The organism is Pseudothioglobus sp. nBUS_23 (genome assembly GCF_051201565.1).
GTDB lineage: Bacteria > Pseudomonadota > Gammaproteobacteria > PS1 > Pseudothioglobaceae > Pseudothioglobus.
This window is the reverse complement of sequence record NZ_CP179200.1, coordinates 1,353,155-1,378,914: the sequence shown is the minus strand read 5'-3', so window position 1 is coordinate 1,378,914 and position 25,760 is coordinate 1,353,155. Positions and strand designations below refer to the sequence as shown.

The 25,760-nt window shown below is 38.0% G+C and carries 25 protein-coding genes and 4 tRNA genes; 20 read left to right on the top strand and 9 right to left on the bottom strand.

Annotation, left to right across the window (positions count from 1 at the left end; all coding sequences use genetic code 11):
* The first annotated feature begins 161 nt into the window (after positions 1-161).
* Positions 162-764: an ANTAR domain-containing response regulator gene (locus ACMAZA_RS07035; protein WP_435188210.1), complete on the top strand. Its 603-nt coding sequence runs from the start codon at positions 162-164 to the stop codon at positions 762-764.
* Positions 765-768: 4 nt separating this feature from the next.
* Here ACMAZA_RS07035 and ACMAZA_RS07030 read toward each other — a convergent pair whose 3' ends face one another.
* The 5 genes from ACMAZA_RS07030 to lpxL all read right to left on the bottom strand — a co-directional run bounded on the left by ACMAZA_RS07030 (position 769) and on the right by lpxL (position 3,940).
* A complete protein-coding gene (locus tag ACMAZA_RS07030; protein WP_435188209.1) occupies positions 769-1,089 on the bottom strand; it encodes a phosphoribosyl-ATP diphosphatase in 321 nt (106 codons plus the stop codon).
* Positions 1,082-1,462 (bottom strand): phosphoribosyl-AMP cyclohydrolase, encoded by a 381-nt coding sequence (hisI, locus tag ACMAZA_RS07025; RefSeq protein WP_435188207.1) that lies wholly within the window; start codon positions 1,460-1,462, stop codon positions 1,082-1,084. Before hisI ends, ACMAZA_RS07030 begins: the two co-directional genes overlap by 8 nt.
* Before the next feature lie 60 nt (positions 1,463-1,522).
* Positions 1,523-2,617, bottom strand: coding sequence for a peptide chain release factor 2 (prfB, locus tag ACMAZA_RS07020; RefSeq protein WP_435188205.1), 1,095 nt, complete (start codon positions 2,615-2,617; stop codon positions 1,523-1,525).
* A gap of 75 nt (positions 2,618-2,692) precedes the next feature.
* Positions 2,693-2,953 (bottom strand): 30S ribosomal protein S15, encoded by a 261-nt coding sequence (gene rpsO, locus ACMAZA_RS07015; protein WP_435188203.1) that lies wholly within the window; start codon positions 2,951-2,953, stop codon positions 2,693-2,695.
* A gap of 81 nt (positions 2,954-3,034) precedes the next feature.
* Positions 3,035-3,940: an LpxL/LpxP family Kdo(2)-lipid IV(A) lauroyl/palmitoleoyl acyltransferase gene (gene lpxL, locus ACMAZA_RS07010; RefSeq protein WP_435188201.1), complete on the bottom strand. Its 906-nt coding sequence runs from the start codon at positions 3,938-3,940 to the stop codon at positions 3,035-3,037.
* A 42-nt stretch (positions 3,941-3,982) separates the two neighbouring features.
* On the opposite strand from lpxL, the gene dnaG reads away from it, so the two are divergent.
* Entirely contained in the window at positions 3,983-5,812 is a 1,830-nt protein-coding gene (dnaG, locus tag ACMAZA_RS07005) for a DNA primase (protein WP_435188199.1), read from the top strand.
* On the opposite strand, the gene ACMAZA_RS07000 is transcribed toward dnaG, so the two are convergent.
* From ACMAZA_RS07000 to mraZ, 4 genes are read right to left on the bottom strand one after another with little or no spacing between them, the layout of a single operon-like run.
* Positions 5,809-7,659 carry a peptidoglycan D,D-transpeptidase FtsI family protein gene (locus tag ACMAZA_RS07000; protein WP_435188197.1) on the bottom strand — a complete coding sequence of 617 codons (1,851 nt, stop codon included), beginning with the start codon at positions 7,657-7,659 and terminating at the stop codon, positions 5,809-5,811. The genes dnaG and ACMAZA_RS07000 overlap by 4 nt on opposite strands.
* On the bottom strand, positions 7,656-7,910 hold the full coding sequence (locus ACMAZA_RS06995; protein WP_435188195.1) for a hypothetical protein: 255 nt from the start codon (positions 7,908-7,910) through the stop codon (positions 7,656-7,658). Before ACMAZA_RS06995 ends, ACMAZA_RS07000 begins: the two co-directional genes overlap by 4 nt.
* A gap of 20 nt (positions 7,911-7,930) precedes the next feature.
* Entirely contained in the window at positions 7,931-8,866 is a 936-nt protein-coding gene (gene rsmH / locus ACMAZA_RS06990; protein ID WP_435188193.1) for a 16S rRNA (cytosine(1402)-N(4))-methyltransferase RsmH, read from the bottom strand.
* A 23-nt stretch (positions 8,867-8,889) separates the two neighbouring features.
* The gene (gene mraZ, locus ACMAZA_RS06985) at positions 8,890-9,351 is read right to left on the bottom strand and encodes a division/cell wall cluster transcriptional repressor MraZ (protein ID WP_435188192.1); all 462 of its coding nucleotides are present in this window, start codon (positions 9,349-9,351) and stop codon (positions 8,890-8,892) included.
* Positions 9,352-9,526: 175 nt separating this feature from the next.
* Between mraZ and ACMAZA_RS06980 the strand changes: the two genes are divergently transcribed.
* From ACMAZA_RS06980 to rpoB, 18 genes are all read left to right on the top strand, one after another.
* A complete protein-coding gene (locus tag ACMAZA_RS06980; RefSeq protein WP_435188190.1) occupies positions 9,527-10,867 on the top strand; it encodes an NAD(P)-binding domain-containing protein in 1,341 nt (446 codons plus the stop codon).
* Positions 10,868-11,133: 266 nt separating this feature from the next.
* Positions 11,134-11,733, top strand: coding sequence for a hypothetical protein (locus ACMAZA_RS06975; RefSeq protein ID WP_435188188.1), 600 nt, complete (start codon positions 11,134-11,136; stop codon positions 11,731-11,733).
* Positions 11,726-13,654, top strand: a complete 1,929-nt coding sequence (locus ACMAZA_RS06970; protein WP_435188186.1) for a fumarate reductase/succinate dehydrogenase flavoprotein subunit — start codon at positions 11,726-11,728, stop codon at positions 13,652-13,654. Before ACMAZA_RS06975 ends, ACMAZA_RS06970 begins: the two co-directional genes overlap by 8 nt.
* Complete coding sequence (locus ACMAZA_RS06965; RefSeq protein ID WP_435188185.1) at positions 13,651-14,373, top strand: succinate dehydrogenase/fumarate reductase iron-sulfur subunit; 723 nt, start codon at positions 13,651-13,653, stop codon at positions 14,371-14,373. Before ACMAZA_RS06970 ends, ACMAZA_RS06965 begins: the two co-directional genes overlap by 4 nt.
* 28 nt (positions 14,374-14,401) lie before the next feature.
* Positions 14,402-15,334 carry a malate dehydrogenase gene (gene mdh, locus ACMAZA_RS06960; protein WP_435188183.1) on the top strand — a complete coding sequence of 311 codons (933 nt, stop codon included), beginning with the start codon at positions 14,402-14,404 and terminating at the stop codon, positions 15,332-15,334.
* 25 nt (positions 15,335-15,359) lie between these two features.
* The gene (locus tag ACMAZA_RS06955) at positions 15,360-16,586 is read left to right on the top strand and encodes a malic enzyme-like NAD(P)-binding protein (RefSeq protein ID WP_435188181.1); all 1,227 of its coding nucleotides are present in this window, start codon (positions 15,360-15,362) and stop codon (positions 16,584-16,586) included.
* An 80-nt stretch (positions 16,587-16,666) separates the two neighbouring features.
* Positions 16,667-16,751 (top strand) — tRNA-Tyr (locus ACMAZA_RS06950).
* An 18-nt stretch (positions 16,752-16,769) separates the two neighbouring features.
* A tRNA-Gly gene (locus ACMAZA_RS06945) sits at positions 16,770-16,843 on the top strand.
* A 15-nt stretch (positions 16,844-16,858) separates the two neighbouring features.
* Positions 16,859-16,934: transfer RNA gene (locus tag ACMAZA_RS06940), tRNA-Thr, on the top strand.
* Between the two features lie 31 nt (positions 16,935-16,965).
* Entirely contained in the window at positions 16,966-18,156 is a 1,191-nt protein-coding gene (gene tuf / locus ACMAZA_RS06935) for an elongation factor Tu (protein ID WP_435188179.1), read from the top strand.
* A gap of 60 nt (positions 18,157-18,216) precedes the next feature.
* Positions 18,217-18,292 (top strand) — tRNA-Trp (locus ACMAZA_RS06930).
* Between the two features lie 15 nt (positions 18,293-18,307).
* Positions 18,308-18,682, top strand: coding sequence for a preprotein translocase subunit SecE (gene secE / locus ACMAZA_RS06925; protein WP_435188177.1), 375 nt, complete (start codon positions 18,308-18,310; stop codon positions 18,680-18,682).
* 22 nt (positions 18,683-18,704) lie between these two features.
* On the top strand, positions 18,705-19,238 hold the full coding sequence (nusG, locus tag ACMAZA_RS06920; protein ID WP_435188175.1) for a transcription termination/antitermination protein NusG: 534 nt from the start codon (positions 18,705-18,707) through the stop codon (positions 19,236-19,238).
* Positions 19,239-19,303: 65 nt separating this feature from the next.
* A complete protein-coding gene (gene rplK / locus ACMAZA_RS06915) occupies positions 19,304-19,732 on the top strand; it encodes a 50S ribosomal protein L11 (protein ID WP_020024538.1) in 429 nt (142 codons plus the stop codon).
* A 2-nt stretch (positions 19,733-19,734) separates the two neighbouring features.
* Entirely contained in the window at positions 19,735-20,430 is a 696-nt protein-coding gene (gene rplA, locus ACMAZA_RS06910; RefSeq protein ID WP_435188172.1) for a 50S ribosomal protein L1, read from the top strand.
* A gap of 221 nt (positions 20,431-20,651) precedes the next feature.
* The gene (rplJ, locus tag ACMAZA_RS06905) at positions 20,652-21,173 is read left to right on the top strand and encodes a 50S ribosomal protein L10 (protein ID WP_435188170.1); all 522 of its coding nucleotides are present in this window, start codon (positions 20,652-20,654) and stop codon (positions 21,171-21,173) included.
* Positions 21,174-21,194: 21 nt separating this feature from the next.
* Positions 21,195-21,575, top strand: a complete 381-nt coding sequence (gene rplL / locus ACMAZA_RS06900; protein ID WP_435188169.1) for a 50S ribosomal protein L7/L12 — start codon at positions 21,195-21,197, stop codon at positions 21,573-21,575.
* Between the two features lie 99 nt (positions 21,576-21,674).
* Entirely contained in the window at positions 21,675-25,757 is a 4,083-nt protein-coding gene (gene rpoB / locus ACMAZA_RS06895; RefSeq protein ID WP_435188167.1) for a DNA-directed RNA polymerase subunit beta, read from the top strand.
* Positions 25,758-25,760: the final 3 nt, after the last annotated feature.

Here is a 25,760-nt window from a genome sequence, read left to right as displayed (position 1 = left end):
ATTTGATGAAATGGCTAAAGAATGACTTGGCTGGTGGTTTCACTCCTAATTTTCCACCAGCTATAGTTTTTTGACTAACTCAAATTTTAATGTACCATGAAACCAGCGCTAAATTCTTTGCTTATCGGGTATATTATTATGGCTATTAAAATTAAATAACTATGAAAAAGAATTCAATTAACCAGACAGCTCTTAAAATTATTCTAGTCGACGAAAATATGGGCCGCTCTGCTATTTTAAGACGCGCTCTTCAAGATAAGGGCCATGAAGTAATCAGCCGTTTAGAGGAGAGCGAAAACCTTGCAAATAGCAACGAAATTACTCATGCTGATGTAGTCATTGTCAATGCAGATATTCCTGATGAGGCTGTCTTTGCAAATTTAAGGGATGTTAATAAAACAAAGCCAAAGCCTATTGTTATGTTTACTGAGGCTTCAGAGGAGCATATGGCTGGAGCAGCAATAAAATCAGGAGTTAATGCTTACATTGTCGATGGATTAGAAGAGAAGAGAGTGCAGCCAATTATTGATGTTGCAATTGCTCGTTTTAGAGAATTTCAGGCTCTAAAAGATGAGCTAGATGCAACAAGAAGTCAGCTGGCTGAGCGTAAATCAATTGAAAAAGCTAAGGGCCTTCTGATGAAACACAAGAAAATTACTGAAGATGAGGCTTACCAGTCCTTGAGAAAAATGGCAATGGATAAAAATAAACGCATTTCAGAAGTTGCTGATGGCATTATCAGTGCCTTCGAACTTTTAGGTTAAAGACTTATTTACTATCTCTGGATGCTTTTTCATCATGTCCAGAGACTCCAAAGCGCTTAGCTAGTTCTGATTCAATCTCTTGAATTTCAATGTCTTCATGACGAAGGAGAACTAGGAGGTGGAACCATAAATCCGCTACTTCATGAATGATTTCATTTCTGCCTTCATCATTAACAGCATTAATGACCTCTTCAGATTCTTCACGAATCTTTTCTAAAATCGAGCTTGTCCCATTGCTATATAGTGAAGAGACATAGGATTGGTCACTAGAAGCAGATTTTCTCTCTTCTAAAATTTTCTCTAGCTTATTTAAAATACTATCCATAAATATCTTTTGGATCCTTAATTACATTTGAGATGATTTTCCATTTATTATCATCGAGTTTGTTAAAGAAGCATTTGGCTCTTCCAGTATGGCAAGCAATCCCACCTTTTTGATTAACCTTAAGTAGAACAACGTCTTGATCGCAATCTGTAAAAATTTCTATTATGTCTTGGTAGTTGCCTGACTCTTCGCCTTTAAACCAGAGCTTTTTTCTCGATCTTGAAAAATATACAGCTTTTTTTGTCTTAATACTCAACTCTAAAGCCTCTTTATTCATCCATGCCATCATAAGAATTTCATTTGAAGAATAGTCCTGAGTGATTACAGGAACTAAGCCCTTTTCATCAAATTGAATGGTGTCTTGAGGTTTCATTATTAGTTATTTTTTTATTTAATTTTACAGTTGGATACTGTGAGAATTGATCATAATTGATTAAAGACCAGCTTTGAGGCTAGCAACGATAAATTGATCTAAATTCCCATCAAGAACGTCCTGGGTATTGCTACTCTCTATTCCAGTTCTTAAATCTTTTATTCTGGATTGATCTAAAACATAGGATCGTATCTGGTGACCCCATCCAATATCAGATTTTAAATCCTCAACATCTTGCTTCTCAGAGTTCCTTTTTTGTATTTCAAGTTCATAAAGTTTTGACTTTAATTGTTTCATAGCTTGATCTTTGTTAGCATGCTGCGATCTTCCGTCTTGGCATTGAACAACTGTTGAAGATGGTAAATGAGTTATGCGAACTGCAGATTCAGTTTTATTAACATGCTGACCGCCCGCACCAGAAGCACGATAGGTGTCAATTCTTAGGTCAGATGGATCAATTATAATTTCAATATCATCATCAATCTCTGGTGATACAAAAACCGATGAGAATGATGTATGTCTTTTGCCATTAGCGTTGTATGGTGATTTTCTAACAAGTCTGTGGATACCGATTTCACTCCTTAGCCATCCAAAAGCATATTCACCATCAAAATGGATTGTTGCTGACTTTATGCCCGCTACATCACCAGCCGAAACTTCCATTAATTTCACTTTAAAGTTGTGTTTATCTCCCCATCTCAAATACATTCTAAGAATCATTTCAGCCCAATCTTGAGCTTCAGTTCCGCCAGAGCCTGACTGAATATCAAGATAGGCAGAGTTTTGATCCATTTCACCACTAAACATTCTTTCAAACTCATATTTTGAAATTAATTGTTCTGTATTATCTAAGTCAGCTATTAACCCATCCACTGTATCAATATCATTCTCACTTTCAGCCATTTCTAAAAGCTCTTTGGCGTCGCTTAAAATACCGTTTGACTTTGAAAATGTTTCACATAGGTGATCGAGTTGGACCCTCTCTTTGCCTAATGACTGAGCTTTTTCTGGGTTTGACCAAACATCTGGATTTTCTAACTCCAACTTAACTTCTTCAAGTCGATCTTGTTTCTCTTCAAGCTCAAGGTGTTCAGATAAAACATTAAGACGTTCTGTCAGCTCGGATATTTTTTGGTAGTGTGCAGATAATTCCATGACTCTATTTTAATGCGACGAGTAATAAAAAAGCCCCAAAATAGGGGCTTTAATTTCTATCTCTTAAAAAATTAATTACTTTCTTAGGCCTAAACGCGAAATCAAATTAGCGTAAGCTGAAAGATCATTGTTTTTGATATATGCAAGTAATTTTTTACGTTGAGAAACAAGTCTTAAAAGCCCTCTTCTAGAGTGGTGATCTTTCTTATGCGTTTTAAAATGCTCGGTTAAATGCCTTATTCTTGCAGTAAGAAGGGCAACCTGTACATCAACTGAACCAGTATCAGAAGAGTCTTTTTGGTATTCTTTAATAATAGATTGTGTATCAATAGACATAAATATAGTTCATGTATCAAAAAATTAAGTGGTGAATTATACGCTATTTTTTAGAATTGTTGTATTTCTAATCAAATAATATTAATTATATTTATAAAAGTTTTTTTCATCATTAGGCCTTGTTTTAAAGCGGCGATGAATCCACAAATATTGCTCTGGAGATTTGGAGATTTGTTTTTCGAGAATTTGATTTACAACTGTTGCATCATGGATTGGATCAGAGCTAGGATAATTCAAAATTGGTTTTTCAAAAGACATTGAATAGCCCTTCGTGGTTCGAATAAAGCTGTAAGGTATAACTCTAGTATTATTGTTTTTTGCAAGTCTGGCGGTCGCAGCAGCGGTTGCTGTTTCTATTCCAAAAAAAGGCGCAAACACACTGTTGTTTTTGCCTAGGTCTTGATCTGGTGCATACCAGATTGGAAGGCTGTTATTAATTGCTTTGATAATGGATCTTGTATCCGTGCTCTTGATCATTACAGCTCCATTTTTTTTATATCCTTTGACCATGACCTTGTCAAACAACTTATTATTTTGAGGTCTGTATACGTTTGCAATCGTATGATTTAGAAGTAGTGCTCGGCTTCCTAGCATAAGAGGCATAAAGTGCGAACAAAGTAGGATAATGCCACCCTCTTCTTTAAGCGCGTCTTTAAAGAATTTCTCGTTAGTAATCGTTAGAAGCTTCCTAATTTTAGTATCACTACCGTAGTATGCATTAGCGGTTTCAAAAAAACTGACACCTATTGCCTCAAAATGTCTTTTTACAAGCCTATTCACCTGGCTTTGCTTTTTGTGAGGAAAACAATGAGAGATATTGGAGTAGGCAGTTGATCTGAGTTTGTGCATAAATGGATAAAGCACTCTACCAATTGAATTTCCAATAACAACCTGCGCGCTAAAAGGAATCAAAACTCCAATACGCATAAATAAGATTAGAATCCAGGTTGGTATGAATTTAGGGTGAATGAATTCAGTGTTTAACATTAAAATAAAAAGAAAACTCAACTAAAGCTAAAGCAGTAAATTATGCCATTTATTGACAGAGATTTTATCAATGATTTGCCCAATAGAGTAGATATTGTTGGTCTAATAAATAAGCGTGTCGCTTTAAAAAAAGCAGGAAAAGACTATAAGGCCTGTTGCCCATTTCATGAAGAGAAAACTCCGTCCTTTACTGTAGTTCCTACTAAGCAAATTTATCACTGTTTTGGTTGTGGTGAAAGTGGAGGAGTTATTGATTTTGTTATGAAGTATGATCACCTTTCTTTTGTTGAGGCGATTGAAACAGTTGCTGGAGAGTCAGGAATCTCAGTCGTTTACGACCAAACTGCAAAACCAGTCGATAAACGCTTCAAAAGATACAATGAAATTATGAATGAGCTAAATAATTTTTATCAAGGTCAACTGAAAACCTCATCTGCCAAGAATAAGGTCGTTAGTTATGCCAAGAAAAGAGGCATTAGCGGTTCAATTGCCAAAAGATTTGAGTTGGGATTTGCACCTCCTGGTTGGACTAACCTTTTTGATCAATATTCTGAGAAAGAAGAGTCCATTCAAGACCTTCTATCGATGGGCATGATTGTTCCAAAAAAAGACAAAAAAGATGACTATTATGATCGTTTTAGAGATCGCCTAATGTTTCCTATTCACAATGCCAAAGGCTCAGTGATTGGATTTGGAGGGCGCGTTTTGTCAAGTCAGGATAATCCAAAGTATCTGAATTCTCCAGAAACACCCCTGTTTTCAAAGTCAAAAGAACTATATGGCCTCTATCATTGTCGCAAATATAGCCGAAGGATTGATTCAATTCTTGTAGTTGAGGGGTATATGGATGTTATAGCTCTTCACCAGCAAGGAATCACCAATGTTGTTGCAACTCTTGGTACTGCCACAACGCCAGCCCACTTGCAGATTTTATCTCGCTCAGCTGAAACCATTGTTTTTTGTTTTGATGGAGATAAAGCAGGAAGAGATGCAGCATGGAAGGCTTTAAAGACTTCTTTGCCTTCTGTAACTTCAGGGCTAATTATCAAGTTTCTAATTTTGCCTGAGGGAGAAGATCCTGATACTCTTATCAATAGGGAATCCTCAAAAGCATTCAGTAAGAGAATTGAAGGTGCGCAAACACTTTCAAGTTTTCTCATTGATCATATTAAGGAAGAGGTTCCGTTTGATACGATTGAAGGGAAAACCTTATTTTTGGAAAAGTCAGCATCTTTAATCAATCTGGTTAACTATTCAATCTATCGACAACAATTAATAGAAGGGATTGCCAATGCGATTGGCCAAAATATTACCCAAGTAGAAAAAGCGGTGGAGCTAAGCAAAGATCAAAATACGCACTTTTCTAATTCTAATCAAGCAGAGCATAAGCAATTTAGTCCTCAGCCAATGAGTCAAACAATAAGTAATAAAAGTCATTCTAGTATGAAAAGTTTGATGTCAAGAATGATTTCTTGTGTTCTAACTTATCCATCAATTGTCAATGATCCAGAAACGACCAGTGTAATTGAAGAAAGAGCAAGAAAACTGCCCAAATCTGAAGTCTTATTAGAACTCATTAGACATGCTCAAGTGGAGTCAGATCTTTCAAAAGAAGCTTTATTAAAGCCCTATAAGTCCAAGGAGAGAGTTTATTTGCGTTTGCAGGAGTTAAGCACTATGGAGCCTTTCCTTAGTGAATTTGAAGCTCAAGAAGAGTTTGGATATGCGTTGACTGCAGCAGAAAAATATTACGAAAGAAAGTCAACAAAAGCATCAATACTCTCTGCAAAAACGCATGACGAAGAAGAGGCAGTTATGAAAAGCATCATGAAAAACAAGATGAAAACTGTAAACCAGAAAAAAACACCCTAGCCTTCTACTTGAGAATTTATCTCTGAATCATTAATCAGGATTCTCTGCATTGCCTTTTGGAAGGCTATTGAGGCTGAATTTGAACCTTGACATCGATTTCTCTTAGTAGGAGCCCAGGAGAGATAACATTTTTTTGGGTGGTCAAGTCGAACTGCCATAATATATTTAGGTTTTTCTGCAGGGGAGTAGCCTACAAAATAAGCCCTCTTAGCACCATCTTTACTATACTTTCCATCAATCACCATTTCTGCTGTACCCGTTTTTCCAGCAATGGAATATCCATCAATGACCGCTCGATAGCCAGAGCCATTGTTTGATGCGACAGAGTCAAGTATTTCAGAGATTCTTTTTGTTGATTCTGGAGTGAAAACCTGCTCTAATGAATCATTATAATTCTCAGCCTTTATTAATTTAAGTGATGGTATGGCGCCTTCATTCGCAAAAACAAGGTAAGCTCTTGCAAGTTGTGCAAGGTTAGTTGTCATAGGACCATGGCCAAATGAAAGTGACCTTTTATCACTATCCCTCCAATTACTAAAGTGCCTTAATTCTCCTTGATTTTCTGTTCCAGGCATGACGCCTAAAGATTTGCCAAATCCAAGTTTTTGCCAAGTGTTATAAAAGTCTTCATTTTCAATATTTTCTGCAACCATTACGGTTCCAAGGTTATGAGATTTTTCAAGAATTCTTTGTATTGTCATCTGAAAAAATTTATTATCTGGCTTGATATTTGCCACTCTTTTTGTAACATCAATCAACTCATCGTCTGTTGCCGTAATAATTCCTTTATCTAAAGCCAACAACATAGTAAAAGGTTTCATAGTTGAGCCTGGTTCAGTTTTATCCGAAAAAACACGGTTTCTGTAATCATCAGCACTGTAACTTTCTAAGTTGTTAGGATTTGTTGAGGGGTAGTTTGCAAGCGCTAATATTTCACCATTCGGAGAGAGAACTATTGCAGCAGCTGAGTCTGCTTCATGAAATTCAGCCTGCTCCTTGATGGCATTAAAAACATGAAATTGAATATCTGAATCGATTGTAAGGGTAAGGTTTTCCCCATCTTCAAACTGTTTAATAGTTTCAGCATCATAATAAATATTCGAGTTATTTTTATTATCTGCAATCCTTTTAATGCCATTCACTCCTGCTAAATATCGATCATATTCAGCTTCAATACCAAAGACACCTATATTTTCAGAATTTATTTTTCCAATTAGTGGAGCAATAGAATCTTTTTTGGGGTAGTAACGAAATCCACTTGATTCAATTGCAACGCCAGCAATTTTCTGCCTGGAGCATTCATTAACTTCGATACTCTCTTTTATAGTTGGCTTCATACCTATAACTTTTTTAGCTTTGTCAACCAATGTAAGAGATGGAAGCTTTACCTCTTTGAAGCATACTTTAGATCTCATTTTTTTTAGTTCAGAAATTTTTTTTAAAATAGGGTCATTCACTTTAAGCTTGTCTTTCACAATGAAGTATTTACGTTTATTAGCCTTCTTATTCGCAATTTGATCTTTAAAATCTTGAAAAGGAATCTCAAGTGCTTCTGCCAATAAATCAATATATTCATCTTGTATGATCATTGGGTCAAGATTAATCTTTTTATGTATCAAGTTAATTGCCAGTAGATTGTTATTTCTATCAAGAATGTTTCCTCTCATAGATTTTTCAACTAGAGCAAACTCTGAATTTTTTGATGCTTTTGTTTTTAATGAGATATCATTTGCTTGAATTTCACTTACACTAAAGGCTCTATAAGTAAAAATTAAAACTATTAATATAAAGCAAATTTTGACAAGTGCTTGTCTATTCCTGTAGCCTTGAACCCTCGCAATCCTCATATACTGACATCCTCCCATTCTGACTCCAGAGGAACGAACATCATCAATTCTTCCTTCGATTTTTGGTAGACATTGACTCCACTTTGAATTTCGGAATACTCCATCAAGAGTTGCCTATTAAGAGCGTTTATTTTTTCATTTTCTGCTTTAAGAGTTTTTTCCTCTCTATGAAGCAAGTACATTTCATGATGCCAGTGAATACTGAGTATTGATAACGCTATGATTGAAATAATTAGAATAAAATTAATCACTAGCTTTCTTTGAAATATTACTAACATTTTTCGACTATTCTGAGTATTGCACTTCTGGCTCTTCTATTGATTTTGATCTCCTCACTTGAAGGTTTAACTTTTCCAAGATCCTTAAAAGAGAGATGATGACTATTATTAGAAATAATTGGCAGACCTTTTGGAAGTTGTTTTGGACGAGAATGTTTATGAATAAATTGTTTGACGATTCTATCTTCAATTGAGTGAAATGTAATGACTACAAGTCTTCCATCTTTTTTCAGCGCATTAATGGTTTGATCAAGAGTCTGTGAAAGCATTTTCAGTTCATCGTTAATTGCTATTCTTATTGCTTGGAACGTGCGAGTGGCAGGGTGTTTATTTTTACTAGGCTTTACTACACTTTTAATGAGGTCTGCAAGCTCAAGAGTCGAATCTAAGTTTTTAGTTTTTTGATATTCTTTAATAGTTGATGCAATAATCCGACTTCTTTTTTCCTCACCAAATTGATATAGTGCATCAGCAATTTCCTTTTCGCTGCTCTCTCTGAGCCAAATCGCAGCAGTCATTTTTTGCGATTGGTCCATTCTCATGTCAAGAGCTCCATCTTTATTAAAACTAAATCCTCTATCAGCATTATCTATCTGAGGCGAGGAGATACCAAGGTCCATTAAGATGCCATCAATTTCCCCAATTAATTTTAATTGATCAAGTTGTTCATTAAGACTTGAAAAGTTACTATGAATTAAGCTTAATCGAGAATCAGGGATATTTTTTTTTGCATATTTAATGGCTTCAATGTCTTGATCAAAGCCTATAACTTTTCCTGATTTTTTAAGACTACTGAGTATTCCTTGAGTGTGACCTCCTCGTCCTAAGGTTGCATCGATATAAATGCCGTTTGACTTAATACTTAATGCATTGATGGCTTCATCAAAAAGAACTGAATCATGATGATCTGATTTTTTTTTGTCATGCATTCTTCATACACAATAACATTCAACTAAAGAGAGAGTGATGAGACTTGTTGGGGTATCTCTTGCTCATTGCTGAGCCTGTCAAGTTTTTCAATTTGATCTTTCCAGGTCCTTTCATCCCAAATTTCGAAGCTCTTACCTTGGCCACTTAGAATTGCTTTATTCACTAGATTTGCATACTTAATATGAGAACTAGGAATAAGAATTCTTCCAAACTTATCAAGATCACATTCACATGCATGACCAATGAGTTTTCTGGCCAGTTTTTTAGTGTGAACATTTAAAGAGGGTAGCTCTCCTATCTTAAGTTCAAGCTTCTCCCAGTCTTTCAAAGAATAAAGGACTAGGCATGAATCATCTGGATGGACACTCAAAACCATTTTTCCAGAGGAATTGCTTTGGACTTGCTCCAGGTGACGGGCAGGAATCTTTAACCTCCCTTTTGAGTCTATAGATAGAAGATGAATTCCCCGATACATAAAACCCATTTTATACCATTATTTCCCAATATTTTCCACTTTATAGCCTCTTACTGATTTTTTATTAAATTCAGTAATTTTTTATTTAAATTTATTTAGAATGACTATCAATGGTGTTATAAAATTCTTTCAATAACCTTAAAATTATAAGGTTATTTATTGGGATTATATAAAAGGAGAATCAATGAAGATGAGGGTTGCAATTATTGGTGCTGGGCCTAGTGGTCTTGCCCAGCTCAGGGCTTTTAAATCTGCTGAAGAAAAGGGAGAAACAATCCCAGAAATTGTCTGTTTTGAGAAGCAAGATAACTGGGGCGGCTTATGGAACTATAGCTGGAGGACAGGACTTGATGAGCATGGTGAAATTGCTCATGGTAGCATGTATAGGTATTTGTGGTCTAATGGGCCAAAGGAGTGCTTGGAGTTTGCTGACTATTATTTTGAAGAGCATTTTGGGCATGCAATTGCATCTTTTCCACCACGAGAAGTTTTGTTTGACTACATACAGGGAAGAGTAGAAAAAGCAAAAGTTCGCGAGATGATTCGTTTCAATTCATCTGTTCGAAATGTAGATTATGATGAGTCAAGTGAAAAATTTATGGTTACTGTAAGCAACCTTGTTGATGATGAAACTTACTCTGAAGAATTTGATTACGTCATTGTTGCAAGTGGACATTTTTCTACGCCTAATGTTCCAAATTATGAGGGATTTAGCCATTTTAATGGCAGGATATTGCACGCACATGATTTTAGAGACGCTCTAGAGTTTAAGGATCAAGATATTTTGGTTATTGGGAGTAGCTACTCTGCTGAGGATATCGGATCTCAGTGTTATAAATATGGAGCTAAATCTATAACAAGTAGTTACAGAACAGCGCCAATGGGTTTTGGATGGCCAGAGAATTGGGAAGAAAAACCAGCTCTAGAGAGAGTTGAGGGTAATACTGCTTTTTTTGCTGATGGCACGTCAAAAGACGTTGATTCAATTATTCTTTGTACTGGCTATCTTCATCACTTTCCTTTCCTGCCCGATAGTTTAAGATTAAAGACAAATAATATTCTCTATCCATTGGGTCTTTATAAAGGGGTTGTATGGGAAAAAAATCCTCAACTAATGTACCTTGGCATGCAAGATCAATGGTACACATTTAATATGTTTGATGCTCAGGCTTGGTATGCAAGGGACGTTATTTTAAATAAAATTACTTTGCCCTCTTTTACTGAAATGCAGGCTCACACGCTTGAGTGGCATCAAAAAGAGACCGCACAAGATGATGTGGCATATGCAATCGACTTTCAGGGCGCTTATACTCAGATGCTTATCGATGAAACTGATTACCCAAATTTTGATATCGAGGGCGTCAATAGAACTTTCATGGACTGGAAACATAATAAGAAAGATGGCATTATGACTTTTAGAGATAAATCTCATGCTTCACTCATGACAGGAACTCAGTCACCGCCTCACCACACACCATGGCTTAAGGCATTAGATGACTCTCTGGAGAGTTATCTCGATATCTGACTGAAAGCTAAAACTTCAGGATATGAAATTTTTTACTGTTTAAGATGAATTCTTCATCTAAAAAACATAATTAAAGACTAAAATTCACCGTCTTATAAAATATAATGTTGTCCTTAGTAGATAAATTGTTATTCGGTGAACAATAAAAGCTATCATAAAATTGTAAAAACTTCAATTGAGGAAGAATTAGAGGGCTCCAAACAATATCGATTCCTTCTTCATCCAGTGATGCTTGCAAGCATTTGTCTATCCACGTCAAAAATTCGATGAACTTAATTAACAATCGCACTGTTAGTCTAAAAAAAATGATGGCAATAGCTGGATTATTTTGGTTTTTTTTCTTAGTACTCTATCTATTTGGGGCTTTAACTTTTCACTCTGGTGAAAAGGTATTTACCGCTTTTTATCTCTGGTTTAACGGTTCAATTTTTTATCCAATCTTGGCTATTTTGTTATTGTTGACCCTTGCTTTTCACGTTTTTGTTGCAGTGACTAGACAGTTATCCAATAATATTAGCTCTGGTGACCGATATAAAAAGCCCTATCCGAAGGCAGTGCCAAGAATTATTGCTTGGTCCGGTGCAACTATTATCTTAGTTTTCATAATAACTCACACACTTCAGATGCTTTCAATAAATACTGTCGACTTGTATAGTGAAATTCAAAATATCTTTCAGAGTCCAATTATGTTGGCAATATATGGGTTGGGGATGATTGCAATCTCAACTCATTTGCATCATGGACTAACTAATGTTCTTCAAACTTTAGGTATCTCAAGCAAACAGCACAAGGGGGCGGCACTGGTAATTGTTCTTCTTATCCTTGCAGGTTATGCTTCAATCCCCTTAGGAGTTTTATATGGATAAGCTTAACTCAAATGCGCCAACAGGACCTCTAGAGAATCGATGGGAGAAACACAAGTTCGATCTTTCACTTATTGCGCCTCAAAATAGAAAAAAATACAACATTATAGTTATTGGAACCGGTTTAGCTGGGGCTTCGCTTTGTGCAACACTGGGAGAGGCTGGCTATAACGTACAGTCATTTTGTTACAATGACAGTCCTAGAAGGGCGCACTCTATTGCTGCGCAAGGTGGTGTCAATGCTAGCAAGAATTATCAAAATGATGGTGATAGTACTTGGAGGCTCTTTTATGACACGATTAAAGGTGGTGATTTTCGTGCAAGAGAGTCTAATATCTATCGCTTAGCTCAGCTCAGTTGCAACATTATTGACCAAGCAGTTTCTCAGGGCGTTCCTTTCGCAAGGGAGTATAGTGGTTATTTAGCTAATCGATCCTTTGGGGGTACTCAGGTTTCTAGAACCTTTTATGCTAGAGGGCAAACTGGTCAGCAGCTCTTGTTGGGAGCATATAGTTCAATGAGTAAAGAGATTGCCTCAGGACGAGTGAAGCATAAGTCTAGGTGTGAAATGCTTGAGGTGATTATTATTGATGGCAAGGCCAGAGGCATTGTTGTTAGAGATTTGATGACAGGAGAGATCTCTTCACATCTGGCTGATTGCGTTGTGATGTGCACTGGAGGCTATAGTAATGCTTACTATCTTTCAACGAATGCCAAAGGATGTAATACATCTGCCACTTGGAGAGCCCACAAAAATGGAGCCTACTTTGCTAATCCAAGTTTTACTCAAATTCATCCAACTTGTGTTCCACCAACTGGAGACAGCCAATCAAAATTAACATTAATGAGTGAATCACTCAGAAATGATGGTCGCATTTGGGCGCCTAAAAACATAGAAGATTGTGATAAAAACCCCAATCATATTCCAGATAAGGATAGGGATTATTTTCTTGAGCGAATGTACCCTGCTTTTGCAAACCTTGTGCCTAGAGATATAGCCTCAAGGGCACTCAAGGGAATTTGTGATGAGGGACGTGGTGTTGGTTCTGTTGTCAATAATCAGCGCCTTGGTGTTTACTTAGATTTTTCATCAGTCATACAAAAAATTGGGGCTGAAAAAGTTAAAGAGAAGTACGGGAATCTATTTGACATGTACGAGAGTATTACAGGAGAGAATCCTTACGAGGTTCCTATGAAAATTTATCCTGCACCGCACTATACTATGGGTGGACTTTGGGTGGATTACAACTTAATGACAACAATTGATGGATTGTTTGCCTGTGGAGAGGCAAATTTTTCTGATCATGGAGCCAACAGACTTGGTGCATCAGCTCTGATGCAAGGCTTGGCTGATGGTTATTTTGTTGCCCCTCAGACTGTTGCTAACTATCTTGCAAAAGGAAAGTTTGATGAAATTTCTCATGACCATCCAGAAGTTATTTCTTCCGTTGAATCAGTCAAAAATCGTATTGAAAGTCTAATGAATGCTCCAGAACCAAAACATTCTCCAGACTATTTTCATAGAAAAATAGGCAGTATTTTGTGGACTTCATGTGGAATGGCAAGAGACAAGGATTCCCTTAAAAAAGCCATCAAATCAATTGAGCAAATAAAGATTGATTTTTGGAAGAATATCAAAGTGACTGGTAGCGATAATGATTTTAATCAGACTCTTGAAAAGGCTGGGAGGGTGGCTGATTTTATTGAGTTAGGTCATTTAATGTGTGTCGATGCACTTGACAGGGAAGAGTCTTGTGGCGCGCATGCAAGGCTTGAGTATTTAGCAGAGAGTGGCGATGCAATGAGAGACGATAAAAATTTTGGCTATGTTGCAGCCTGGGAGTTTAATGAAAATGAGCCCACTCTTCACAAAGAGCACCTTGATTTTGAGTTTATTAAACCCACTTACAGGGACTATAAATGAATTTTACATTACATATTTGGCGCCAAAAAAATACTAATTCCAGTGGCCAGTTTGTCACTTACAATGTGACTGACATTGATAGTGATACCTCTTTTCTTGAAATGCTCGATCAGCTGAATGAAGACCTGATCGAAAAAGGTGAGGACTGTGTTGTATTTGATTATGACTGCCGGGAAGGGATTTGTGGTACTTGTTCTTTGGTTATCAATGGGCATCCTCATGGTGAGAAGAAGGCCACGACAACGTGCCAACTTTACATGAGAGATTATGCTGATCAATCTGAGTTATGGATTGAGCCATGGCGAGCTAAAAGTTTTCCAATTGTTAAAGATTTGGCAGTTAAGAGAGAGGCTTTTGATAGAATTATTCAATCGGGTGGTTTTATCTCCACTTCTGTTGGCTCAGCGCCTGAAGCAAATTCACAATTAGTTAACAAAGAGGATGCTGATTGTGCATTTGATTCAGCCATTTGTATCGGCTGTGGTGCATGCGTCGCGGTATGTCCGAATGCTTCAGCTTCATTATTTGTAGCTGCAAAAATAAATCATTTTCAGCGATTACCGCAGGGAAAAATTGAGAGTACAATGCGCGCAGAAAGGATGATTAACCAGATGGAGCAAGAAGGTTTTGGAAGTTGTTCTAATCACCGTCATTGTGAAACCGTTTGTCCAAAAGAGATTTCAGTTAGCAATATTGCTGCAATGAATAAAATTTTATAAATATATCTAAATATTACAGGGAGATAAAATGAAAGTAGTTGTACTTGGAGCAGCCGGAGGAATTGGACAGGCACTTGGCCTTTTACTTAAAACTGATTTGCCAGCGGGAACTGAATTGGCATTATATGATATTGCACCAGTGACTCCTGGCGTGGCTGCAGACCTGAGTCACATCCCAACACCTGTTTCAGTCAAGGGCTTTTCAGGAGAGGACCCTTCCCCTGCACTGGTAAATGCTGACGTTGTTCTCATTTCTGCTGGTATGGCACGCAAACCAGGAATGGATCGTTCCGATCTTTTTAATATTAATGCTGGGATTGTAGAAAATTTAGTGTCTTCTTGCGCGGTTAATTGTCCAAAAGCTTTGATCGGTATTATTACTAATCCTGTTAATACAACTGTTGCAATTGCTGCTGAAGTGTTAAAGAAAAAAGGAGTTTATGATCCTTTAAGATTATTTGGAGTTACGACACTTGATGTTATTCGCTCAAGTACTTTTGTTGCTGAGATATATGACAGGAATCCTAAAGAGATCAGTGTCCCTGTTATAGGCGGACATTCTGGAATCACAATTCTACCTCTTTTATCTCAGTCTGGATTTAAATTCAGTGTTGAAGATGCAGCTGCAATGACAAAGCGCATTCAGAATGCAGGCACTGAGGTTGTTGAGGCTAAAGCTGGAGGTGGATCGGCAACTCTATCAATGGGGCAGGCTGCTGCAAAGTTTGGCCTTTCTCTAGTTCGAGCATTGAATGGCGAAAAAGATGTAATTGAGTGCACTTATGTTGAGGGTTCTGGGGAGTTGGCAAGATTTTTTGCCCAGCCAGTTCTTTTGGGCAAGAATGGTGTTGAAAAAATACTCAGTTATGGAAGTCTTTCAGAGTTTGAACAGGCAACACTTAATGATGCCTTGGAAACTCTCAAGTCGGATATCAAAATCGGTGAAGAGTTCATCAACTAAAATTACTCAATAAAAAAAACACATAATGTCAAAAAATATCCATGATATGGCTTTAGCCTATCATAAAGAAGGTAGTCCCGGAAAGATTGATGTCTCCTCTCACAAAAAACTTGATAATGATCAAGATCTCAGTTTAGCCTACAGCCCCGGGGTTGCGGCACCCGTTCGAGAAATTGCTAAAGACCCTAGTCAAGTTAATCAATATACAATTAAGGGTAATTTAGTAGCAGTTATCACTGATGGTTCAGCTGTTTTAGGGCTTGGAAATGTCGGCCCTCTTGCTGCAAAGCCTGTGATGGAAGGAAAGGCAGTGCTCTTCAAATACTTTGCAAATATTAATGCTTTCAATATTGAGCTTGATACTCAAGAAGTTGATGAAATTGTTAGCACGATTAAAAATATTGCACCTACTTTTGGCGGCATTAATTTGGAAGATATTTCTGCTCCTCGCTGTTTTGAAATTGAAGAGCGACTCATTAAAGAGTTAGACATCCCAGTTTTCCATGATGATCAACATGGTACTGCCATTATTGTTGCAGCTGGTCTTTTAAATGCTCTTGAAATTCAAGGAAAGTCTATTACTGCTGCGAAGGTTGTTGTTGCTGGAGGAGGTTCTGCTGGGATAGCAACTTTAGATTTATTAGTCAGCCTAGGATTTAAAAAAGAAAATATGCTTTTGGTTGATCGAAGAGGCGTTGTCTCTAAAGAGCAAATTAGCATCGTTAATAAATACAAGTCAGCTTTTGCAGTAGATACAGATAAAAAAACTTTGGGTGATGCAATTAATGGCGCAGATGTCTTTATTGGTGTTGCGAGAGGTAATCTTGTTACTCAAGAAATGATTAAATCCATGGCGAAAAAGCCCATTATTTTTGCTTTGTCTAATCCTGATCCTGAAATTTCAGTGGAGGAAGTTTTTGCATGTAGAGATGATGCTGTCATGGCTACTGGGAGGAGTGATTTTCCAAATCAGGTGAATAATGTGATTGGTTTCCCCTATATTTTTAGGGGAGCGTTAGATGCTAATTCCAAGATTATCAATACTGAAATGAAAGTTGCAGCTGTGCATGCTATTAAAGACCTTGCAAAACTTCCAGTACCTGAATCTTTACTAGAAATGTATCAAGTTGATGAGCTCAGATTTGGTGCAGATTATTTCATTCCAAAACCTTTTGATCCAAGACTCATTGATCTCATTCCAAAGGCGATTTATGATGCTGCATTAAAAAGCGGTGTGTCACGCTTGAAATAAAGATTTTTAAACCTCATTTTTAGCTTATTTAATCCTTGCTATGAATAAATAGTTATGGGATAATGTCCGATTGTTTTTTTGGAGGGGTGGCCGAGTGGTTAAAGGCGACGGACTGTAAATCCGTTCTCTCTGAGTACGTTGGTTCGAATCCAACTCCCTCCACCAGAGAAAAAAAAGGAAATTGCGGGTGTCGTATATTGGTATTACCTTAGCCTTCCAAGCTAATGAGGTGGGTTCGATTCCCATCACCCGCTCCATGTGGTTAGGAACGTGCTCACCTAGCTCAGTCGGTAGAGCACTTCCTTGGTAAGGAAGAGGTCGCCGGTTCAAATCCGGTGGTGAGCTCCACTTTAATTTGAATGTATACAGGGGATTAAAAATGGCAAAAGAAAAATTTGAAAGAACCAAACCACATGTGAATGTGGGAACGATTGGTCACGTTGACCATGGTAAAACGACTTTAACAGCAGCCCTAACGAAGGTGATGGCTGAAGCACGTGGCGGTGAGTTCAAGGATTACGCTGATATTGATAATGCTCCTGAAGAAAGAGAGCGTGGTATCACTATCTCAACAGCACACGTAGAGTACGAGTCAGAGTCTCGTCACTACGCACACGTTGACTGTCCGGGGCACGCTGACTATGTAAAGAATATGATTACAGGTGCTGCGCAGATGGACGGCGCTATTATTGTAATCGCTGCAACTGACGGACCAATGGCTCAAACACGTGAGCACATTCTATTGTCTCGTCAGGTGGGCGTTCCATACATCGTTGTGTACATGAACAAAGCGGACATGGTTGACGATGAAGAGCTCGTTGAGCTAGTCGAGATGGAGATCCGTGAGCTGCTAACAGAATATGAATTCCCAGGTGATGACACGCCAGTTGTTTTTGGTTCAGCGCTAAAAGCACTAGAAGGCGACACGTCAGATATCGGTGTCCCTTCAATCATGAAGTTGGTTGATGCATTGGATTCTTATATCCCAACGCCAGAGCGTGACACAGACAAGACATTCCTAATGCCAATTGAGGACGTATTCTCAATCTCAGGTCGTGGAACAGTTGTAACGGGTCGTATTGAGCGTGGTGTTGTAAACGTCGGTGATGAAATCGAAATCGTAGGTATTAAAGACACGCAGTTGACAACCTGCACAGGTGTTGAAATGTTTAGAAAGTTGCTTGACTCAGGTGAAGCAGGTGATAACGTTGGTGTTCTTCTTCGTGGTACTAAGCGTGAAGAAGTTGAGCGTGGTCAAGTACTAGCGAAGAAAGGGACAATCACTCCGCACACTAAGTTTGAGGCTGAGGTATATATCTTAAGCAAAGAGGAAGGTGGACGTCATACTCCATTCTTCAACAACTATCGTCCACAGTTCTACTTTAGAACAACAGACGTGACCGGCGCAGTTGAGTTACCATCAGGTACTGAAATGGTCATGCCAGGTGACAATGTGAAGATGACAGTTGAGCTGCTTGCTCCGATTGCAATGGAAGAAGGATTAAGATTTGCAATTAGAGAAGGTGGACGCACAGTTGGTGCTGGCGTCGTCTCGAAGATTACGAATTAAGATTAATTTATAGTGGGTGGCTGCCTTTTTTAGGTGGCCATCTTTTGGAATTTGATATATAGGCAAGTGGCTCAATTGGTAGAGTAGTGGTCTCCAAAACCATTGGTTGGGGGTTCGAGTCCCTCCTTGCCTGCCAAATTAAAGGATACATGTGGCTAAACAAATAGACAATTTAAAGAGCGGTTCTGATCAATGGAAGACTATCCTGGCAATTGTTATTGTTGTTGCAGCGCTAGCTTTATATTACACTAATCCTCTAAACTTCAATTCATTAACAAAGGTTTTAGTTACCCTAGTTTGGTTTTTAGTTGCAGGTGGTGTTTTCATTAAATCTAGCCAAGGTGATAGGTTCCAACACTTTTTAAAAGAAACTCGTATTGAGCTAAGAAAAGTTGTTTGGCCGACTAGGGAAGAAACCTTTAAAACAACTGGAATCATTATGATTGCAGTAGTTATAGTGGCTATTTTTCTTTGGATTGTGGATGCATTCTTTACATGGGGTGTTCAATCAATTGCTTCAATTTAACTTTTTTGAATAAAGGATTTTAATGTCTAAAAATTGGTTTGTAATCCACGCTAGAAGCGGCTACGAAGCTAAGGTTAAGCTAGCAATTGAAGAAGCTGTCGCAAGAGAAGGACTAGAGGATTTGGTAGGTGAAATTTTGATTCCTACTGAGCAGGTAGTTGAATTAAAAGGCGGCAAGAAAAAAGAGACTGAGCGTAAGTTTTTCCCTGGCTACATGCTGGTGAAGATGGAATTAACAGAGCCAAGCTGGTTGCTAGTTAAAAACACAAATAATGTTATTGGATTTATAGGTGGTTCATCAGGCAAACCTTCACCAATAACTCAGAGAGAAGTTGATAGAATTTTTGCTCGCGTACAAGAAGGAGCAGACAAACCGAAGCCTAAGGTCGCGTTCCAGCCAGGTGAAGAGGTTCTAGTTATTGATGGCCCATTTAATGAGTTTAATGGAATCGTTGAAAACGTGAACTATGAAAAGAGTTTGCTGACAGTAGAAGTCTTAATTTTTGGAAGAACTACTGCAGTTGAATTAGAGTTTTCTCAAGTGGAGAAAACATAACAAAGCCTTTGGGCTGATTTTGTAAACGGGGAGCTTTGCAGCGTTTGTACCCATAGGAGATAAAAATGGCAAAAAAAATTGAATCATATATTAAGTTGCAGGTACCTGCAGCAGAAGCTAATCCATCCCCACCAGTGGGTCCTGCGTTAGGTCAGCATGGTGTTAATATTATGGATTTTTGTAAGGCATTTAACGCTCAGACCCAAGAGCTTGATAAAGGTATGCCTGTTCCAGTTATTATTACTGTATACAACGATAGAAGCTTCACGTTTGTAACAAAAACACCGCCTGCAGCTGTCTTGCTTAGAAAAGTGACAGGTATTGCCAAGGGAAGTGGTGAGCCTCATATTAATAAGGTTGGAACAGTAACTCGTGCCCAATTAGAGGAAGTTGCTAATATCAAAATGAAAGATTTAAATGCAAATGATCTAGATGCTGCTGTTCAGATTGTAGCTGGAACTGCCCGTTCAATGGGCCTTGTGGTGGAGGGTTGATGATGGCTAGCTTGTCGAAAAATCAAAAAGAAAATTTATCAAAAATTAAAGTAGGTTCAAAATACAAAATTTCGGATGCTTTAGCTTTGGTTAAAGAATGTGCAACTGCAAAATTTGATGAGTCAGTTGACGTTAGTATTAATCTGGGTATTGACACGAAGAAGTCAGATCAAAATGTTCGTGGTGCTGTTGTTCTTCCGAATGGAACTGGAAAAGTAGTTCGCGTTGCAGTTTTTACTCAAGGCGATAATGCTCAAAAAGCTACTGATGCCGGTGCTGATGTTGTAGGTATGGATGATTTAATGAAATCTATGCAGGATGGTGACCTGAACTATGATGTAGTTATTGCTTCACCTGATGCAATGGGAGTAGTAGGAAGACTAGGTCAAGTTTTAGGGCCTCGTGGTCTCATGCCAAATCCAAAAGTTGGAACTGTTACACCAGATGTTGCAACTGCTGTAAAGAACGCAAAAGCTGGTCAGGTACGATATCGTGCAGATAAGTCTGGAATTGTTCATGCAGGAATTGGTAAAGCATCTTTTGACGTAAAAGCACTTGAGGAGAATATTGCTGCTCTAATTGAAGCGTTAAAAAAAGCGAAACCAAGTTCCGCGAAAGGTGTTTATTTTAAAAAGATTAGTGTTTCATCGACAATGGGCCCAGGTTTAAACGTTGATGGTGCGAGTGTAGATATTTAATTAGTTTTAACTACTGATTAATTTTAATTAATCAGTATTGAATTCTTTGGGCGACAAGGTGACTTGTCATGCCTCAAAGACCATAGGTGCGATGAACTGCTTGCAGTGAATTGCTTAATAAATTGATCCTTCAATTTGCCTATGTAGAGGGTATGAAAATACCTTGTGGCGAAAGTTGTAATTTTATAGCTTTCTTTTTTTTAACTGTTCAGGAGAGGCTTATGGCTCTAAATCTTGAAGCAAAAAAAGCAGTTGTCGAGCAGGTTAATGCGGTCGCTATGAGCGCTATATCTGTTGGTGCTGCTGAGTATCGCGGATTGAATGTTGAACAAATGACTAATTTGCGAAATTCTGCTATGGAAGCAGATGTCTCATTGCGTGTTGTAAAAAACACTTTAGCAAAGAGAGCGTTAGCAGAGACAGGTTGTGAGTGTATTACACCAGTCTTAAGTGGTCCGGTTATTTTGGGTTTTTCTCAAGAAGATCCGGGTGCTGTTGCACGCGTTTTTCGCGACTTTATTAAAGAAAATAAAGATTTAGTTGTTAAAGGTTTGGGAGTATCGGGAGAATTTGTTGATGCAGATCAACTTAAAAGAATCGCGAGTCTTCCGACTAAAGATCAAGCAATCAGTATGTTGATGGCGCTAATGCTAGCACCGACTGAAAAACTAGCTAGAACTTTGAATGAAGTTCCTACCAAGTTAACTCGTGTCGTGGCAGCTGTTCGTGATCAAAAACAATAATAATATAGAGGAGTAAATATCATGGCGAAATTAAGTAACGAAGATATTTTAAATGCAATTGCAGACATGTCTGTAATGGACGTTGTTGAGTTAGTCTCAGCAATGGAAGAGAAGTTTGGAGTGTCAGCAGCAGCAGTTGCTGCAGCTCCAGTAGCTGTAGCAGCAGAAGCTGGTGCGGCGGCAGAAGAGAAGACTGAATTTGATGTAATGATCACAAGCTTTGGCGACAAGAAAGTTGCTGTCATTAAAGCTGTTCGTGGCATTACTGGATTGGGTCTTAAGGAAGCAAAAGATCTAGTTGAAAGTGCTCCAGCAGCAGTCAAAGAAGGTGTTTCAAAAGCTGAAGCTGATGATATGCAAAAGCAGCTTGAAGAAGCTGGCGCTAGCGTAGAACTTAAGTAATTTGTTCGATGCTATAAACCAAAATCCCCAAAAGGGGATTTTGGTGTTTTTATTCAAAAGTAATTTTGAAAATAATTTATTGATTAATACGGGGCATTCATGACTTATTCATTTACAGAAAAAAAACGTATCAGAAATAATTTTGGAACGAGAGAGTCTGTTCTTAAAGAACCAGATTTATTATCCATCCAAATTAATTCATTCAATACCTTTATTCAAGCTGGTGCAGCTGAAAAAGAAAATATTGGTCTTCACTCAGTTTTCCAATCTGTATTTCCAATTACAGCCCTGAATGGTTATGCAGAGATTGAGTATCTGGATTATGAGCTTCAAGAGCCAAAATACAACGTAAAAGAATGTAAATTGAGAGGAGTTACCTACGCCGCAACTTTGCAAGTTAAGTTAAACCTGGTGTTGTTTGATAAAAATGGATCAAATTTAAAGAAAAAGCGCCGTGTTAAGCAGGTCATTGAAGAAAGCGTTTACTTAGGGCAGCTTCCTCTCATGACTGATACTGGAACTTTTGTCATTAATGGAACAGAGCGTGTTGTTGTTTCTCAGCTTCACCGTTCTCCAGGTGTAATTTTTGAGCACGATAAAGGCAAAACTCACTCATCAGGCAAAATATTATTCTCTTCACGCGTAATACCTTACCGTGGGTCGTGGCTCGATTTTGAATTTGACCATCATGAGCATCTATTTGTTCGTATCGACAGAAGAAGGAAGTTGCCTGTGACCACGCTTCTGCGTGCAATGGGCCAGTCTTCAAATGAAATTATTGACACTTTCTTTGACCATATAACTGTTAAGTTTAAGGCTAAGTCATGTGACTTAGTTATTAAACCAGAGCTACTAAGAGGAATCATAGCTGAATTTGACATAAAAATTGGTAAAGACTTGATTGTTGAAAAAGGTAGAAGAATTACAGCTAAGCACATCAAGCAGCTTCAAGCTGCTAAAGTAGATTCGATTAATGCACCGCTTGAATACCTCATTGGCAAGGTAATTTCGTCAGATATAGTCGACACAGATACAGGTGAAATATTACTCGAAGCAAACTCTTTGATATCTGAAGAATCTATTGAAGTTTTAACTACTACTAAAACTAAAAAAATTAATATTATTTATATTAATGATGCTGAAAATGGTGCATACATTTCAGATACTTTGCGTCTAGACGAGTTGCAAACTGAGATCGAAGCGCGCATGTCTATTTATCATGTCATGAGGCCGGGTGAGCCTGCGACTGAAGATGCGGTTAATTCTTTGTTCTCTAACTTGTTCTTCAATAATGATCGATATGATCTATCAAGAGTAGGACGCATGAAACTAAACAGGCGCCTTGGAATTGAAAGTGAGACAGGTGAGCATGTGTTAACTCATGATGACATTATTAATGTTATCAAAAAACTAATTGATATTAAAAATGGCCATGATGTAGTTGATGATGTTGATACATTGGCTAATAGACGTGTTAGAGCAATTGGTGAAATGATTGAAAATCAATTCAGAATTGGTCTTATACGTGTTGAAAAAGCTGTAAAAGAAGGCCTAAACCTAGCTGAGACAGATGAATTAACTCCGCAAGATTTAATCAATTCAAAGCCGGTTTCAGCAGCAGTCAGAGAGTTTTTTGGCTCCTCACAGCTATCTCAGTTTATGGATCAAGTAAACCCATTGTCTGGTGTAACTCATAAGAGAAGAATTTCAGCTCTTGGGCCAGGTGGTTTAACTAGAGAGAGAGCAGGATTTGAGGTGAGAGATGTTCACCCTTCGCACTATGGTAGATTGTGTCCAATTGAGACTCCTGAGGGACCAAATATTGGTCTAATCAATACCTTAGCAGTTTATGCAAAAACTAATGCCTATGGATTTTTAGAGACCCCTTACCAAGTAGTAAAAAATGGTCAAGTAACTCAAGAAGTGGTTTACGTTTCAGCAATTGATGAAATTGATCATACTATTGCTCAAGCTAACTCTAAAGTAGACTCTAAAGGTTTCTTGCAAGATGATCTTGTTTCAGGAAGACACAAGAATGAATTTGTATTGGTCGACAAGTCTGAAGTTACTTTAATTGATATTGATTCTAAGCAGATTTCATCAGTTGCCGCTTCTCTAATTCCATTCCTTGAGCATGATGATGCTAACCGCGCACTGATGGGTTCAAATATGCAGCGTCAAGCTGTTCCTGTTCTGCGCGCTGAAAAGCCGCTTGTTGGAACTGGTATTGAAAGAGTTGTAGCTGCCGATTCTAGAGTCTGCGTTGTTGCAGATCATGATGGAGTAGTTGAGACTGTTGACGCATCAAGAATAGTAATTAGGGTTGATGCTAAGCAAACTAAAGCTGGAGAATTGGGTGTTGATATTTACAGTTTGATTAAATATTCACGTTCAAATCAGAATACATGTATTAATCAAAAGCCTTTGGTTCAGCCTGGAGATAAGGTTGCTGCTGGTGATGTATTGGCAGATGGGCCTTCAACGGACTTGGGTGAGCTAGCCCTTGGACAAAACATGATGATTGCTTTTATGCCTTGGAATGGTTACAACTTTGAAGATTCGATTCTAATTTCAGAAAAAGTAGTTCAGGAAGATCGCTATACATCGATTCATATTGAAGAACTTACAGCTTATGCTAGAGATACAAAGCTCGGTGCAGAAGAGGTAACGGCAGATATTCCAAACGTAAGTGAATCAGCATTATCAAAACTTGATGATGTTGGTATTGTTTATGTTGGTGCAAGAGTGAAGGGTGGTGATATCTTAGTGGGTAAAGTAACTCCAAAGAGTGAAACAGTCCTTTCACCAGAGGAGAAATTATTACGTGCTATTTTTGGTGAAAAGGCTAATAATGTTAAAGACACCTCATTGAGAATGGGTGCGTCAAAATCTGGCGTTGTAATTGATGTTCAAATTTTTACAAAAGACCGAGTAGCCAAAGATTCAAGGGCACTAATGATTGATGAAGAAAGACTAGAGAATATCAAAAAAGATATTGATGATGAGTTCGGGATTATTGATGGAGATATCTTTAGAAGAATTCGTCTTAAGCTGTCAGGAAATGTATCTACAAGTAATGTTGGGGATATTAAGAGCGGAGACAAACTTACAGCTAAGGATCTGAAATCTCTTGAGAATGGTGATATTGCCAAGATTAAAGTCAAGGATGCTGCTGTGAATAAGGAAGTAGCTGCTCTTATTAAACAATCTAAAGCAAAGCAAGAAGAGTTTGAAGTTTTCTTTGAGCAAGAGAGAGCTAAAATTAAAGAAGGTGCTGAATTACCTCCTGGTGTTCAAAAAATGGTTAAAGTTTATGTGGCAACACGTAAAACTCTTCAAGTTGGTGATAAGATGGCTGGAAGGCACGGTAATAAAGGCGTTATTTCGCGAGTGTCTCCAGTTGAAGATATGCCACATCTCGCCGATGGAACTCCAGTTGATGTTGTTTTAAACCCTTTAGGTGTTCCATCTCGTATGAATGTTGGGCAAGTTCTAGAGGTTCATCTAGGGTGGGCTGCAAAAGGACTTGGACACAAGATTGGAAATCTTATAGATGAGCAACGTAAAGATACAGTTAAGCAGATTAGATCCATGCTGGATGCTATTTACAATAGTTACGGAAAAGCAGAGGACTTAAAATCATTTACAGACGATGAAATTATAGAGTTAGCTAATAATTTGCGTTCTGGCGTTCCGATGGCAACTCCAGTGTTTGATGGCATTAAAGAAGAAGATATTAAATCGCTCCTAAAAATGGCTGACTTACCAGAAAGTGGACAAGTTCAATTGTTTGATGGAAGAACTGGCGACGCTTTTGATAGAGATGTAACTGTTGGTTATATGCACATGTTAAAACTTAACCATTTGGTTGATGATAAGATGCATGCGCGTTCAACTGGACCATACTCTCTTGTAACTCAGCAGCCTTTGAGTGGTAAAGCACAATTTGGTGGACAGAGGTTTGGAGAGATGGAAGTATGGGCTCTTGAGGCCTATGGTGCTGCTTATACTCTTAGAGAAATGTTGACAGTTAAGTCTGATGATGTAAGCGGTAGAGCTAAGATGTATAAAAACATTGTTGATGGTGAAAATCGTACTGAGTCAGTAATGCCTGAGTCGTTTAATGTATTAGTTAAAGAAATAAGATCTCTAGGTATTGATACTGAACTAGAACAAAATTAAATT

Excerpts from the sequence above, each read along its gene's own strand:
- ACMAZA_RS07000 (WP_435188197.1), bottom strand. The coding sequence starts at position 7,659 with ATGAGGATTGCGAGGGTTCAAGGCTACAGGAATAGACAAGCACTTGTC.
- mdh (WP_435188183.1), top strand. The coding sequence starts at position 14,402 with ATGAAAGTAGTTGTACTTGGAGCAGCCGGAGGAATTGGACAGGCACTT.
- ACMAZA_RS06955 (WP_435188181.1), top strand. The coding sequence starts at position 15,360 with ATGTCAAAAAATATCCATGATATGGCTTTAGCCTATCATAAAGAAGGT.
- ACMAZA_RS06970 (WP_435188186.1), top strand. The coding sequence starts at position 11,726 with ATGGATAAGCTTAACTCAAATGCGCCAACAGGACCTCTAGAGAATCGA.
- ACMAZA_RS06965 (WP_435188185.1), top strand. The coding sequence starts at position 13,651 with ATGAATTTTACATTACATATTTGGCGCCAAAAAAATACTAATTCCAGT.
- dnaG (WP_435188199.1), top strand. The coding sequence starts at position 3,983 with ATGCCATTTATTGACAGAGATTTTATCAATGATTTGCCCAATAGAGTA.
- nusG (WP_435188175.1), top strand. The coding sequence starts at position 18,705 with ATGTCTAAAAATTGGTTTGTAATCCACGCTAGAAGCGGCTACGAAGCT.
- hisI (WP_435188207.1), bottom strand. The coding sequence starts at position 1,462 with ATGAAACCTCAAGACACCATTCAATTTGATGAAAAGGGCTTAGTTCCT.
- mraZ (WP_435188192.1), bottom strand. The coding sequence starts at position 9,351 with ATGGGTTTTATGTATCGGGGAATTCATCTTCTATCTATAGACTCAAAA.
- ACMAZA_RS06975 (WP_435188188.1), top strand. The coding sequence starts at position 11,134 with ATGAACTTAATTAACAATCGCACTGTTAGTCTAAAAAAAATGATGGCA.
- ACMAZA_RS06980 (WP_435188190.1), top strand. The coding sequence starts at position 9,527 with ATGAAGATGAGGGTTGCAATTATTGGTGCTGGGCCTAGTGGTCTTGCC.
- rplA (WP_435188172.1), top strand. The coding sequence starts at position 19,735 with ATGGCTAGCTTGTCGAAAAATCAAAAAGAAAATTTATCAAAAATTAAA.
- rpsO (WP_435188203.1), bottom strand. The coding sequence starts at position 2,953 with ATGTCTATTGATACACAATCTATTATTAAAGAATACCAAAAAGACTCT.
- rplJ (WP_435188170.1), top strand. The coding sequence starts at position 20,652 with ATGGCTCTAAATCTTGAAGCAAAAAAAGCAGTTGTCGAGCAGGTTAAT.
- lpxL (WP_435188201.1), bottom strand. The coding sequence starts at position 3,940 with ATGTTAAACACTGAATTCATTCACCCTAAATTCATACCAACCTGGATT.
- rplK (WP_020024538.1), top strand. The coding sequence starts at position 19,304 with ATGGCAAAAAAAATTGAATCATATATTAAGTTGCAGGTACCTGCAGCA.
- ACMAZA_RS07030 (WP_435188209.1), bottom strand. The coding sequence starts at position 1,089 with ATGGATAGTATTTTAAATAAGCTAGAGAAAATTTTAGAAGAGAGAAAA.
- ACMAZA_RS07035 (WP_435188210.1), top strand. The coding sequence starts at position 162 with ATGAAAAAGAATTCAATTAACCAGACAGCTCTTAAAATTATTCTAGTC.
- rplL (WP_435188169.1), top strand. The coding sequence starts at position 21,195 with ATGGCGAAATTAAGTAACGAAGATATTTTAAATGCAATTGCAGACATG.
- tuf (WP_435188179.1), top strand. The coding sequence starts at position 16,966 with ATGGCAAAAGAAAAATTTGAAAGAACCAAACCACATGTGAATGTGGGA.
- rpoB (WP_435188167.1), top strand. The coding sequence starts at position 21,675 with ATGACTTATTCATTTACAGAAAAAAAACGTATCAGAAATAATTTTGGA.
- prfB (WP_435188205.1), bottom strand. The coding sequence starts at position 2,617 with ATGGAATTATCTGCACACTACCAAAAAATATCCGAGCTGACAGAACGT.
- rsmH (WP_435188193.1), bottom strand. The coding sequence starts at position 8,866 with ATGCATGACAAAAAAAAATCAGATCATCATGATTCAGTTCTTTTTGAT.